This window comes from Rhodococcus sp. (in: high G+C Gram-positive bacteria) (assembly GCF_049591685.1).
In the GTDB taxonomy this organism is placed as follows: domain Bacteria; phylum Actinomycetota; class Actinomycetes; order Mycobacteriales; family Mycobacteriaceae; genus Rhodococcoides.
Window position 1 is genome coordinate 1 of record NZ_JBAWFH010000009.1, and the last position, 12669, is coordinate 12669.

The window sequence follows — 12669 nt, forward strand, 5'->3', positions numbered from 1 at the left end:
GGCGACGACTCCGCGGTCGTCAACACTGCGCAGGAGTCTGCCCACTCCCTGTGCGAGGAGGAGCGCTGCGTGGTTGGCGGCGACGGAAAGGAAGCCGTTGCCTCCGCGCGCTTGAACTGCCTGCTGCCGCGCCACCAGCAGTGGATCGTCCGGCCTGGGAAACGGAATGCGATCGAGGATCACCAAGCTCAGCGATGGCCCCGGCACGTCGACGCCCTGCCACAGCGACAGCGTGCCGAACAGTGAGGTGGGCTCGTCGGCGGCGAACTTGTCCACCAGCGCGCCCGTGGCGTCGTCGCCCTGACACAGCACCGGAGTGTCGAGTCGCTCGCGCATTGCCTCGGCCGCTGCCTTCGCCGCCCGCATGGAGGAGAAAAGTCCGAGTGTTCGACCGCCTGCGGCGCGAACGAGGGATTCGATCTCGTCGAGATAGAGGGGGGACAAGCCGTCACGACCGGGTGCCGGAAGATGTTGGGCCACATATAGTATTCCGGCCTTGGCGTGGTCGAAGGGTGATCCGACGTCGAGCGAGTTCCATCGGATGGACGCGGTGTCCGACGGCGGCTCCGCACCCGACGCCATCGCCGTGTCACTGCGGGCGGGATGCTCGGCGGGTAGCCCCCAGTTGATCGCGAGTCCGTCGAACGAACCACCGACCGTCAACGTGGCCGACGTGAGGACCACCGTCGACTCCGCGAACAATCGGGTTCGCAACAGCCCGCCCACCGACAGCGGTGCCATGCGAACGGTGCGCTTGACCGAGCCGCGGAACTCGTCCACGGCGTGCCACACGACATCCTTGCGTTTGGCTGGGTCGGGCTCGTCGAACGCCGTGAGTACCCGCACTGCGCTGTCGTGTACCTCTTCGACGGCAACCAGTGCTGCGTTGCGAGCAGCCGCGGCTTCGGGATCGCTCGCGGCCATCCCGGCGCGCTGCGGGCCGATGGCCGTCCGCACCGCCCACGCCGAATCTCGGATGGACGCCAAAGCGGGAGCGACATCCTCGGGTAGCGCGGCCCAACGTCCCGCAGGCAGATCGTCGAGGACGGCGGCCCAGTTCTCGGCGGCCCCGTCGAGGGCGTCGACGATGTCTTCTTCGATCAGCTTGCTGCATCGTCGCGCCGCCGCGGTGACCGTGGCAGCCGACAGTTCTGACGTGGCCACGCCGGTGACCCGGTCGACGAGTTCGTGGGCCTCGTCGATGACGACTACGTCGTGTTCGGGGAGGATCTGGATGCCCGTTATCGCGTCGATGGCGAGGAGCGCATGGTTGGTCACGACGACGTCGACCTGTGACGCCTCGGTACGCGCCCGCTCCGCGAAGCAATCCTCACCCACCGGGCAGCGGGATTTACCGAGGCACTCGCGGGCGGTGACGCTGACCTGACGCCACGCCTGGTCGCTGACGCCGGGAACGACATCGTCGCGATCGCCCGTCTCGGTGTCTGAGGACCACTTGGTCAACCGCACCACCTCGCGACCCATTCGAGAGACCGCGAATGCGTCGAACAACTCGGCGTCCGGTGCCTCCTCCGAGGCGCCGGTGTGGATCTTGTTCATGCAGAGGTAGTTGTTGCGGCCCTTGAGGATGGCGAACTTGGGCCGCCTGCCCAGCTCGGAGGTCAGTGCGTCGGCCAGCCGCGGTAGGTCTCGATCGACGAGCTGACGCTGCAGCGCGATCGTTGCCGTCGATACCACCACGGTGCGACCGGACTCGACCGCGTGCCTGATGCTCGGGACGAGGTAGGCCAACGACTTGCCCGTGCCGGTGCCGGCTTGCACGGCAAGGTGCTCCCCGGTGTCGATGGAGTGCGCGACCGCCGAGGCCATAGTGAGCTGGTTGCTGCGTTCCTTGCCGCCGAGCGCATGCACCGCGGCCTTCAACAGATCGGGCACGGTGGGCAGTTCGGTCTTCGACGGCACCGTCAGAAGGGTACTGCCATCCGCCGACGGGTTCAGCCGGCGTCGACGAAGCGGGTGCCGATCGCCGGTTCGCCCTGCGACAGCTTGAGGCCCTCCCAGGGGAGGCTGACAACACGCTCGGCGAACAGCGCACGGGAGTCGGCCAAGGTCGGCAGGTCTGCGAGCTGCTCGCCGCCGCGGACGAGGGGCACGCTCATCTCCGTCGCCACCAACCCGTCGTCGATCGTCGGGGGACTACCGATCGGGTGAACGATCTCCTCGACGGCCGTTCCGGTGGAGCGGCACGTTCGGATCGCGGACTTCGTGCCCCCTCGCGACTCCTTGTGGCTGCTCCGCTTGGCCACCGGCCGACCGTTCACGGTGACCAGCTTGTAGACCATGCCTGCGGTGGGCGCTCCCGAACCGGTCACCAGCGAGGTGCCGACGCCGTAGGAATCCACCGGTTCCGCACGCAGAGCAGCGATGGCGTATTCGTCCAGATCGCCGGAGACGACGATTCTGGTTCGGGTGGCGCCGAGGTCGTCGAGTTGCTGTCGGACCTGCCGTGCCAGCACCCCGAGGTCACCCGAGTCGATCCGGACGCCGCCCAGTTCGGGCCCGGCCACTTCGACGGCGTTCGCGACGCCCTGGGTGATGTCGTAGGTGTCCACGAGCAACGTCGTCGACACGCCCAGTGCGCGGACCTGCGCGGCGAACGCCGCTTTCTCGTCGGGGCCGTTCTCGCCCGTGTACAGCAGGGTGAACGCATGGGCCGAGGTGCCCGCGCCCGGGACACCGTGTCGGCGGACGGCTTCGAGGTTTGACGTGGCCGAGAAGCCTGCGATGTACGCGGCGCGGGAAGAGGCGACCGCTGCCTCCTCATGAGTTCGACGTGACCCCATCTCGATTATCCTGCGCGAGCCCGCAGAGCTCGTCATTCGGGCGGCGGCCGAGGCGATCGCACTGTCGTGATTGAGGATCGACAGGGCCAGCGTTTCGAGGACGACGCATTCTGCGAACGTGCCGCGAACGGACAGAACGGGGGAGCCGGGGAAGTACAGCTCGCCCTCGCGATAACCGTCGACGTCGCCGGTGAAGCGGTAGTTCTTAAGCCACTCGAGGGTGGGCGCATCGAGGAAATCGCCGAGGACTTCGAGCTCGGCGGGTCCGAACCGAAAGCGCGTCAACGCTTCGAGGAACCTCGCGGTGCCGGCGACGACGCCGTATCGACGGCCGTTCGGGAGTCGACGCGCGAAGACCTCGAAGCTGCACGGCACGTGTGCCGATCCGTCGGCGAGGGCTGCCGAGAGCATCGTGTATTCGTACTGATCGGTGAAGAGAGCTGCGCTGCGGAAGTTGTCCGTTATGTCCGGACCGGGGTTCGATGCGGTAGGCACACGACCAACACTACGAGGCGCGGGGGTGACGGTGCGCACCTTGCCCCGCCCGTCGTACCCTGTTGCCATGGCTTCATCGACGGCTGAAGAGATCGTGGGCACGGTCGCCGAGGCGCCGACCTCGGCTGCCTCTCCGCAGGCCGTGCCCACGGAAACGGCCGACCCGGCGACGGACGAAGCGCACGATCTGCCCTGGGTAACCATCGTCTGGGACGATCCGGTGAACTTGATGCACTACGTGACGTACGTGTTCCAGAAACTTTTCGGCTACAGCAAGGCCAAGGCAACGGAATTGATGATGCAGGTGCACTCCGAGGGCAAGGCCGTTGTGTCGAGCGGCGAGCGCGACGCGATGGAAAACGATGTTCGTAGACTGCACGCCGCCGGGCTGTGGGCCACCATGCAACAGGACAAGTAGCAGCACGCGTCACCACGAGTGTCGATCGCCATCAACTACGAAGGAAACCCGACGCTGTGCGTATGTGGAGCAGGAAGAACTCGCTGACCGGAGTGAAGATTCGCTCGGACATGGATGCACGCGAGGCGACGGTACTGCGATCGCTGGTCGGGTCGGTCGTCGGACTTCTGCAGGACCGTGCCGCGGACGCGCCCACCGACGAACTCGCCGCGATGACCGGACTGCGCACCGGGCATCACACTCCGCCCGAAGACGCTGCGCTCGCCCGGCTGCTGCCCGACTTCCACGGACCGGACTCCGAGGAGGCCGGGACGGATACCGCCGATACCAACGGTGCACTGCGCGGCCTGCACGAGCCAGACATCATCGACGACAAACTCCGCGCGGGCAGCGTCATACTCGACACACTGCCTGCCGCGGGCGGCAAGATCGTGTTGACGCCGGAGCAGGCCGACGCCTGGCTGATGGGCCTCAACGACGTACGCTTGGCGCTCGGAACCACGTTGGGTATCGACGCGGACACCCCGGAAGTTCTCGACGAGGGGGATCCCCGTGCTCCGCACCTCGACGTGTACCACTGGTTGACCTGGATGCAGGATTCCCTCGTGCAGGTCCTCACTCCATAGGAGCTCGCCTGTGCCCGGTCCCCGTGACTCGCTGACCGATGTTGGGGGCCTGCTCGTCGGACACCATCACGCCATCGATTCGGACGCCACCCTCGGGGCAGGCGCGGCAACCGGCTGCACCGTTGTCCGCACACTCGGTGGTGCGACCGCAGCGGTCGACGTCCGCGGTGGTGGCCCCGGTACCCGCGAGACGGATCTGCTCGATTCCAGTAATTCGGTGCAACAGGTCAACGCGATATTGCTGACCGGAGGAAGTGCCTACGGTCTGGCCGCCGCCGACGGAGTGATGCGCTGGCTCGAAGAACACGGCCACGGCATCGCTATGGGAACACCCGATCAGGTCGTTCCGATCGTGCCTGCCGCCGTCATCTTCGATCTACCGGTCGGTGACTGGGCAATCCGACCCGACGCCGAATTCGGTTACCGCGCTTGCGTTGCCGCGTCCGCCGAGTTCGCCGTGGGCTCCGTGGGAGCGGGTGTCGGTGCCCGGGCGGGAGTACTCAAGGGCGGCGTCGGCACAGCGAGCACCGTCATCGACGGCGGGCCCGCGGACGGCGTCACCGTCGCAGCCCTGATTGTCGCCAATCCGGTCGGCTCGGTGTTCGACCCGCGCACCGGTCTGCCCTGGGGCGTCGGTACAGAAGGCGCGCAGGCATTCGGCATGCGCAAACCTGATGTCCATCACCTGTGGAACGCGAACGCCCTTGCACCCAAGGGCACCGCACTCAACACGACCATTGGCGTCGTCGCGACCGATGTGGAGTTGACGGCGGCGTCCTGCAAGCGGCTCGCCGTCGCCGGACACGACGGCTTGGCGCGGGCAATCCGTCCCGCCCACTCGCCGCTCGACGGGGACACGATCTTCGCATTGTCGACGGGGACGCGGTCCGTCGTCACCGAAGCGTCCGTTCCGAAAGCCTTCGCAAAAGACCTACCCGTTCTCGACGCCGTGTGCGCGGTGGCCGCGAACGTCGTCGAGCGGGCGATCGTGCGTGCGGTGCTCGACGCAACGACCGTCGCGGGCATACCGACCTATCGGGCGACCTTTCCGTCCGCGTTCTCCCGTTCCTGACCGGCGGTACGCTGGACCAGGTAGCGGACATACCGGGCAGTGCACCGGTACAGGCGAAAGGCGTCGGAGATGACTGCGAACCCGTATCTGCCCGCCCCGACCCCCAAACGGCCCGTCTGGCAACAAGCGGCGATGTTCATCGGGTCGTTCGTGGTGTTGCTGTGGGTCGTGGAAGCCGTCGACGTTGCGTCCGGCAGCCGCGTCGAAGACGCCGGAATCTCCCCTCGAAGTGTCGACGGATTGTGGGGCATTCTGTTCGCGCCGGTCCTGCACGACGATTGGGCCCACCTCATCGCCAACACCGTTCCCGTTCTCGTGCTGGGCTTTTTGGTATTGCTCTCGGGGCTGGGTCGGGGACTGGCGGCAACCGGAATCATCTGGGTGGTCGGCGGGGTCGGAACCTGGCTCGTCGGCCGAGACTCCAACCACATCGGTGCGTCGATCCTCATCTTCGGTTTCATCGCCTATCTGCTGACCCGCGGATTCTTCACGCGCAACATCGGCCAGCTCGTCATCGGCGTGGTCGTCTTCCTCGTGTACGGAGGTGCACTGTGGGGGGTGCTCCCCAGCACTCCCGGCGTTTCGTGGGAAGGCCACCTCTTCGGAGCGATCGGCGGAGTCGTCGCAGCGTGGGTACTCTCGGCCGACGTGCGCACCGAACGCCGACGAACTTCCTTGGGCGGCGCGGCACGGGCATGAACCCCGCCACGCCACTCGCCGGAAGCGGAAACGGGCGATGCGTTTCGGCGACGGCCATTCTCGTGGCAGCATGACTCTTATGCGTATTACCGTCCTGGGATGTTCGGGCAGTGTGTCCGGGCCCGATTCCCCCGCGTCGGGTTACCTCCTCGACGAGCCGGAAACGTCACCCGTCGTTCTGGACTTCGGGCCGGGAATTCTCGGGGCGTTGCAGCGCTACGCCGACCCCGGGGACGTCAGCGTCTTTCTGTCACATCTGCACGCCGACCATTGCCTCGACGTACCAGGTCTTCTCGTGTGGCGGCGGTACCACCCCAACCCACCCGAAGGCCGCGCCGTCGTCTACGGACCCAAGGACACCGCCTTCCGACTCGGCGTGGCGTCCGCGGAGTGCGGGGGCCAGATCGACGACATGTCCGACACCCTCGACCTCCGGCGGTGGGCCGACGGGCGAACCATCCGGCACGGGCGGCTTTCCGTCCTGACCCGGCAGGTGTACCACCCGCCCGAGTCCTACGGCATGCGCATCACGACGGGCGAGAACAAGATCTTCGCGTACACGGGCGATACCGGAATGTGTCAGGCGGTACGCGATCTCGCGCACGGGGCCGACGTGTTGCTCGCGGAAGCGTCGTGGACACACAGCCCGGATCGACCCCAAGGCGTTCACCTGTCGGGCACCGAAGCGGGACAGCTGGCGCGCGACGCCGGTGTCGGCGAACTGCTCCTCACGCACATCCCGCCCTGGACCTCGCGTGAAGACGTCATCGCAGAAGCCAAAGCAGAATTCAGCGGGCCGGTTCACGCTGTGTCGCCGGGAGACGTCTTCACTGTGTAGGGCGTGAGTGGAGCCTGCGGAAGGGGCCCGCAGTAAGCTGCTCGTGTGTCGAGACGAGAAGACGGACGAGCGGACGACGAACTCCGCACCATTGCCATAACGCGCGGATTCACGAGCAACCCGGCTGGTTCGGTGCTCGTCGAATTCGGTAATACGCGGGTCATGTGTACTGCGAGCGTCGAGGAGGGCGTTCCTCGGTGGCGCAAGGGATCCGGCCTCGGTTGGCTGACGGCCGAGTACGCAATGCTTCCCGCGGCCACGCATACCCGTAGCGGCCGTGAATCCGTCAAAGGCAAGGTGGGCGGACGCACTCAGGAGATTTCTCGCCTCGTCGGCCGCTCGCTGCGTGCGTGCATCGATCTCGCCGCGATCGGTGAGAACACAATTGCCATCGACTGTGACGTTCTGCAGGCCGACGGTGGCACGCGCACGGCTGCGATCACGGGTGCCTTCGTGGCACTGTCCGATGCCGTCACCTATCTCCGAGCCGCGGGCCGTCTTGCCGATCCGCAGCCTATTTCGTGCGCCATCGCGGCCGTCAGCGTCGGCGTCGTCGACGGGCGGGTTCGGCTGGACCTGCCGTACGAGGAGGATGCTCGCGCGGAGGTCGACATGAATGTGGTCGCCACCGACACCGGAACACTCGTCGAGGTTCAGGGCACCGGGGAGGGTGCGACGTTCCCGCGTTCGACGCTCGACAAGCTCCTCGACTCGGCGTTGGCTGGGATCGAGCAACTGTTCGAAGTACAGAAGGCGGCGCTCGCGGAGCCGTATCCGGGTGTTCTGCCGGAGCCCGTGGCCACCGGTGCACCGAAGAAGAAGTTCGGTGGCTGAGTTCACGCTGTTGGTGGCGAGTCGTAACGCGAAGAAGCTTCGCGAATTACGGCGGGTTCTGGACGCCGCAGGGGTCACCGGCGTGAGTCTGGTCGGGTTGAACGAGGTGCCGGAGTACCCGGAGGCTCCGGAGACCGGCGCAACGTTCGAGGAGAACGCGCTCGCCAAGGCTCGTGATGGGGCCGCCGCAACCGGATTTCCCTGTGTGGCAGACGATTCAGGCATCGAGGTAGACGCGCTGAACGGAATGCCGGGCGTACTCTCGGCGCGATGGTCCGGCAAACACGGCGACGACGACGCCAACACAGCGTTGTTGTTGGCACAGTTGAACGACGTCCCCGACGAACGGCGCGGCGCAGGGTTCGTGTCCGCGTGTGCACTGGCTGTTCCGGGAGGTACCGACACTGTGGTACGTGGGGAGTGGCGCGGCGTCATTGCCCGGGAGCCGTTCGGGGAGAACGGTTTCGGGTACGACCCCGTATTCGTTCCCGAAGGCGACGGCCGTTCGGCCGCCGAGCTCAGCCCGGAGGAAAAGGATGCCGCGTCGCACCGTGGTCGCGCGTTGCGGTTGCTGATTCCTGCCCTCGAAGCACTGACGTAGAACCGATGACCCGTCGGCGTGTGGGCAGCATACTATCTGCTTCTGTGGTCGCAGCGGTGGTTTCGCCGGTGTTCCCCGCATCCGCGTCACCACCCCAGAATTCGTTCCTCGAAGCGGGCGCGTATCGGTCGTCCACCCGGACGCGACGCTGCCGGGTGTTAACGACTTCGCCTGCAGGCCAACAGTAGAACGTCCCGAACCGGTCGTACTAGTGCACGGCTTCCTCGAAAATTCCTACGTCAATTGGGCTTCGCTGGGGCCGAAGCTGACCGAGGAAGGGTACTGCGAATTCGCCCTCGACTACGGTCGGCTGAAGGGTACGCCATTCGGAGGACTCGACTCCCGGCCCACCCGTCGACGACGCGCTGATGCGTGTGAACGAGCCGAGCGACACCGTGCCCGGCATCGAGTACGTCACCGTCGTGACCCGCTACGACCAGGTGGTCCCGTACACGGCGTCGTTGTTGGCGGGACCGGGGGCACGCAACGTGGTGCTCCAGGATCTGTGCCCGACAAATACGGTCGAGCACACCGGGATTTCCTACGACGCGGTTGCGGGGCAGGTGGTGTCCTCGGCGCTTGCCAGCGAGGACGTGCTAACGGTGAAGTGCTGAGGTCAGACGCCGAAATCGTGTTTGACCTGCGTCGTGCGCCAGTGCTCGACGAAGAACGACAGGAACGGGATCGTGCCGGCAAGTAATGTCCCGATCGTCCGGGGGGCAGGCCAGCGCACCTTGATCGCCAGGTCGATGGTCAGGATCAGGTAGATGAGATAAACCCAACCATGCACGACGGCAATCCAGCTCGGCACGTTTTCCACCTTGAAGATGTACTTCGCCACCATCTCGCCGGTCAGTACCAATAGCCAGATTCCCGTGACGTAGGCGAGCACGCGGTAGCGCAACAGAGCCGACGCAATCTTCTTCGTCTTCTCGGTGGGTGCGGAAGTACCCGATGCCGTGCTCACGTGTGGTGCTCCTTTTTCGTCACTCGCGCGAGCGATCGAGCTCGGCGAGGTAACTGTTGTATTCGAGTAGTTGCCGAGCCTCGACGTCTTCCAGATCGTCTTCGGTTGCGGCCGCCGATCGTTGTGGAAGCAGATCGGCGGGAATCTCGCGGACCACCTGTTCGGTGGCGGCCGTGTCGTCCTCGGTGTCGTCCTCGAGCTGAACGAATTTCCGGTACGCGTACACGACGAATGCTGCGAACAACGGCCACTGGAAGGCGTATCCCAGGTTCTGCCCGTTTCCACCCACGGACTCGAAGCGTTCCCACTGCCACCAGCCCAGGGCCATGCAGGCGACCGCCGACACCACGACCAGCGCGATGAGCGCAGGACGGTGATGGTTTCGCGATTTCGCCACCCCACGAAGGTACCCGAGTCTCTACTACCTCCGGTAGTCGGCGATTCCTCTACTGCCTCCGGAGTCGGCGATTCCTCTACTGCCTCCGGAGTCGGCGATGGGGCCAACGGTGCGCGAGGGGGGACTTGAACCCCCACGTCCTAAGACACTGGAACCTAAATCCAGCGCGTCTGCCATTCCGCCACTCGCGCGAGTGCTCGGCAAAGTCTACAACGGCCGCCGGAACAGCCTCCGGCGTACGGCGTACTGTGTCAAAGCGTGGCGAGCAAGAAGGAAGCAGGCTTCGATCCGGCGCGCACTCTCGGGCTGCTGTGGCGGGTGAGTGGTAAGCCCAGCAGAACCGGCCTGAGCGTGGATGCAATCGTCGAAGCGGCCATCGTGATCGCCGACGCCGAAGGATTGGACGCCGTGTCGATGCGCCGGGTCGCGGACCGATTGGGTGTGGGCGCGATGTCGCTGTACACCCACGTTCCGGGGCGCAAGGACCTCGTCGACCTGATGACCGACGGTGCCCTGAGAGCGCTGTACGTAAACGTGGACGAACCGGCTACCTCGTCGGACAATTGGCGCGCTGGTCTGCGTTTCGTAGCCCAGCGGAACTGGCGGTTGTACGAACAGCACCCCTGGTTGCTCGACGCGCAGGGCGCGCGGGCTGTTCTCGGTCCGCACACCAACGACAAGTACGAAGCCGAGCTGCGTGTGCTCGACGGTGTCGGCCTCTCCGACGTCGACATCGATTCGGTGCTGACGCTGGTACTGACGCACGTTGCAGGCACCGCCAGGGCCCTCACCCGTTTCGAGCGTGTGCGTGAGGAATCGGGCATGACGGATTCGGAGTGGTGGGACGCGACGGCGCCGGTGCTCGACACCGTGATGGATCCGGATCGCTACCCGTTGTCGATGCGTGTCGGCACCGCCGCGGCGACGTCCTATCAGGCCGCGAGCGATCCGGTGCACGAGTACGAGTTCGGTGTCGAGTGCATTCTTGACGGTGTGGCCGCGTTGATCGATCGCACCGCGGCCGCACCGCCCGCGCGGCAGGAACGCTAACCGGCGTCGACCAACGGAGCAGTGACACCGACGCGGCGTTGGTAGCGCCAGATCGCGTGTTCGAGGTGGGCTTGGCGGATACCAAGACCTTCGGCCGTGTACTCGATGAGCGAGGCCGCGGTGGCAGCATCCACCTCGCACCCGAGCGCCTGCGATGCGAACGACCGGAGCAACCCGATGCCGTTCTCCGTTCTGATTCCCGCTACGAACAACACGTTCTCCCACGTCTTGTCGCCGATACCGGGAACGACGGTGACGGCGAGGCGCTGGTCGTCGCAGTCGCCGAGCTGGTGGGCCGATCGCACGCCCTGCTCGACCAACACCGCTGCGACGCGGGCTGCGGCCTCGGCCTTGGTAGTGGTGTTGTCGCCCGTTCGCTGGCGGTTGCCGAGAATCGCGGCCAATTGGTCCGGTTTCCGGCAGAATGCGGCCAGTTCGGTGAGGTCGTCGATCGGGGTGCCGCCTCGATGGTGCCGCCACTGCGCGACGACTTTTCGGACGCCGGTTTCGGGACCTCCGTAGGCAGCCCGCAAAGAGAACGCGGCGTCGAGAACGGCAGCTTCGATCTCACCGGGCCAACCGGGTGCCCAGGCCGGTGAAACAGACTGACGGACAGTATGTTCGATGTGTGTCGCGATGGCCTCGCATTCGCGCGGCGAAAAGATGTGTGTAACTGACGAATACATGAAATCCCCCCCCGGGTTCTGTTGGTGTGGCGAAACTACTGCGTGCCACCGACATGTTCGGGCGGTGCGATGTGGCGAGCTTCACATAACAGAACGATAACGATCAATGCGAGGAAATCCTCATGTTCCGGTGGGCTCGATCGGGGCGCTGCCAGCAGCGATGTTTGTTACTCGCGGGTTCGTCACCGTGTCGGATTTTCGGCGTTTTCGGCCCTACTCGCTGGTAGCACTTGGACGTCAAACGAAACGTGAGGATTTCCTCATGATTTTGTGTCAACCTGGTTCCACGCGGATAGAGCCACCTCGCCATGACGACGGTCGTGCTCCTCGATTTCGCTCGACAACGCCGAGACCACAGGCGCCACTTATGCCGAACACCTCATCGAGGTGCTCACGAGAGGAAATCTGGACCTTGACGATCAACGAGAGCACACCATCACACGGACAGGGCGCGGGAAGATCCCCCAAGAGCGGTGGCGGTTCTCGTACGCTCGCGGACCGATTCGCGGCCGGTGAGCCATACGCTCTGGCCTTCGGTGGCCAAGGTTCACCGTGGCTCAGCTCCCTCGAAGAACTCGCCCGCGACTCTGCGCTCGAGCCGGAACTGACCGATCTCGTCAACCAGTCCGCCGCCATGCTGGCACCGGTGGCCGACGAACTGCTCGTCGTTCGCTCGGTCGGCTTCGATCCGATCGGCTGGATGCTCGAGCAGGACCTGGCCGACGACGAAGATGCCGCCGCATCGTTCGGCCCCTCCGAAGCCGCGCTGACGTCCGCAGCCGTCTCGCTGCCCGGTGTGTTCCTCACTCAGGTCGCAGCGCTGCGTGCGCTGAAGCTACAGGGACTCGATCCCGCCGAAGCTCGACCCGTCACCGTCGTCGGTCATTCGCAGGGCCTCATCGCCGCCGAGTCGGTCAAGAGCAACGGCGCCGAGGATGCGCACCTGCTGGCCGTCGCACAGCTGATCGGTGCGGCTGCGGGCCTCGTCGGCCGTCGTCGCGGCATCATCGGCGCTGCCGACCGCGCGCCCATGGTCTCCGTGTCCAGCGTCGAGCCTGCGCGTCTGCAGGCAGTCGTCGACGAACTCGCGATCGAGGGTGCTCCGGAGCGATCCGCCGTACTCGCCATCCGTAACGGCCGCCGCCGTGTCGTCCTCGCAGGCCCTCCCGCACAGCTCGCTCG

15 protein-coding genes and 1 tRNA gene are annotated in these 12669 nt (G+C 65.7%); 10 read left to right on the top strand and 6 right to left on the bottom strand.

What is annotated here, in order from left to right; genetic code table 11:
• On the bottom strand, positions 1-1923 hold a 1923-nt coding region (locus WBQ44_RS00210), incomplete at its 3' end, for an ATP-dependent DNA helicase (RefSeq protein ID WP_495564724.1).
• Between the two features lie 32 nt (positions 1924-1955).
• Positions 1956-3401, bottom strand: a complete 1446-nt coding sequence (locus WBQ44_RS00215; RefSeq protein ID WP_495564725.1) for a nicotinate phosphoribosyltransferase — start codon at positions 3399-3401, stop codon at positions 1956-1958.
• Here WBQ44_RS00215 and clpS point away from each other — a divergent pair.
• The 8 genes from clpS (at position 3367) to WBQ44_RS00255 (ending at position 9001) form a co-directional block, all read left to right on the top strand.
• Positions 3367-3717, top strand: a complete 351-nt coding sequence (clpS, locus tag WBQ44_RS00220) for an ATP-dependent Clp protease adapter ClpS (protein WP_495564726.1) — start codon at positions 3367-3369, stop codon at positions 3715-3717. The genes WBQ44_RS00215 and clpS overlap by 35 nt on opposite strands.
• Before the next feature lie 56 nt (positions 3718-3773).
• Entirely contained in the window at positions 3774-4343 is a 570-nt protein-coding gene (gene aosR / locus WBQ44_RS00225) for an oxidative stress transcriptional regulator AosR (protein ID WP_495564727.1), read from the top strand.
• Between the two features lie 10 nt (positions 4344-4353).
• Positions 4354-5415, top strand: a complete 1062-nt coding sequence (locus tag WBQ44_RS00230) for a P1 family peptidase (RefSeq protein WP_495564728.1) — start codon at positions 4354-4356, stop codon at positions 5413-5415.
• Positions 5416-5484: 69 nt separating this feature from the next.
• Positions 5485-6114, top strand: a complete 630-nt coding sequence (locus tag WBQ44_RS00235; protein WP_495564729.1) for a rhomboid family intramembrane serine protease — start codon at positions 5485-5487, stop codon at positions 6112-6114.
• 79 nt (positions 6115-6193) lie between these two features.
• Positions 6194-6952 (top strand): cyclic nucleotide-degrading phosphodiesterase, encoded by a 759-nt coding sequence (locus tag WBQ44_RS00240; RefSeq protein WP_495564730.1) that lies wholly within the window; start codon positions 6194-6196, stop codon positions 6950-6952.
• A gap of 45 nt (positions 6953-6997) precedes the next feature.
• On the top strand, positions 6998-7786 hold the full coding sequence (rph, locus tag WBQ44_RS00245; RefSeq protein WP_495564731.1) for a ribonuclease PH: 789 nt from the start codon (positions 6998-7000) through the stop codon (positions 7784-7786).
• Positions 7779-8387 carry an RdgB/HAM1 family non-canonical purine NTP pyrophosphatase gene (rdgB, locus tag WBQ44_RS00250; RefSeq protein ID WP_495564732.1) on the top strand — a complete coding sequence of 203 codons (609 nt, stop codon included), beginning with the start codon at positions 7779-7781 and terminating at the stop codon, positions 8385-8387. Before rph ends, rdgB begins: the two co-directional genes overlap by 8 nt.
• Positions 8388-8755: 368 nt before the next feature.
• A complete protein-coding gene (locus WBQ44_RS00255; protein WP_495564733.1) occupies positions 8756-9001 on the top strand; it encodes a hypothetical protein in 246 nt (81 codons plus the stop codon).
• Between the two features lie 2 nt (positions 9002-9003).
• On the opposite strand, the gene WBQ44_RS00260 is transcribed toward WBQ44_RS00255, so the two are convergent.
• The 3 genes from WBQ44_RS00260 to WBQ44_RS00270 all read right to left on the bottom strand — a co-directional run bounded on the left by WBQ44_RS00260 (position 9004) and on the right by WBQ44_RS00270 (position 9942).
• On the bottom strand, positions 9004-9354 hold the full coding sequence (locus tag WBQ44_RS00260) for a DUF3817 domain-containing protein (protein WP_495564734.1): 351 nt from the start codon (positions 9352-9354) through the stop codon (positions 9004-9006).
• A 19-nt stretch (positions 9355-9373) separates the two neighbouring features.
• Complete coding sequence (locus tag WBQ44_RS00265; RefSeq protein ID WP_495564735.1) at positions 9374-9751, bottom strand: transcriptional regulator; 378 nt, start codon at positions 9749-9751, stop codon at positions 9374-9376.
• A 110-nt stretch (positions 9752-9861) separates the two neighbouring features.
• A tRNA-Leu gene (locus WBQ44_RS00270) sits at positions 9862-9942 on the bottom strand.
• 67 nt (positions 9943-10009) lie between these two features.
• Here WBQ44_RS00270 and WBQ44_RS00275 point away from each other — a divergent pair.
• A complete protein-coding gene (locus WBQ44_RS00275; protein ID WP_495564736.1) occupies positions 10010-10801 on the top strand; it encodes a TetR/AcrR family transcriptional regulator in 792 nt (263 codons plus the stop codon).
• Here the strand turns inward: WBQ44_RS00275 and WBQ44_RS00280 are convergent.
• Positions 10798-11487 carry a DUF8548 family protein gene (locus WBQ44_RS00280; protein ID WP_495564737.1) on the bottom strand — a complete coding sequence of 230 codons (690 nt, stop codon included), beginning with the start codon at positions 11485-11487 and terminating at the stop codon, positions 10798-10800. The genes WBQ44_RS00275 and WBQ44_RS00280 overlap by 4 nt on opposite strands.
• A gap of 412 nt (positions 11488-11899) precedes the next feature.
• Between WBQ44_RS00280 and WBQ44_RS00285 the strand changes: the two genes are divergently transcribed.
• The coding region (locus WBQ44_RS00285; protein ID WP_495564738.1) for an ACP S-malonyltransferase at positions 11900-12669 on the top strand (770 nt) is incomplete at its 3' end.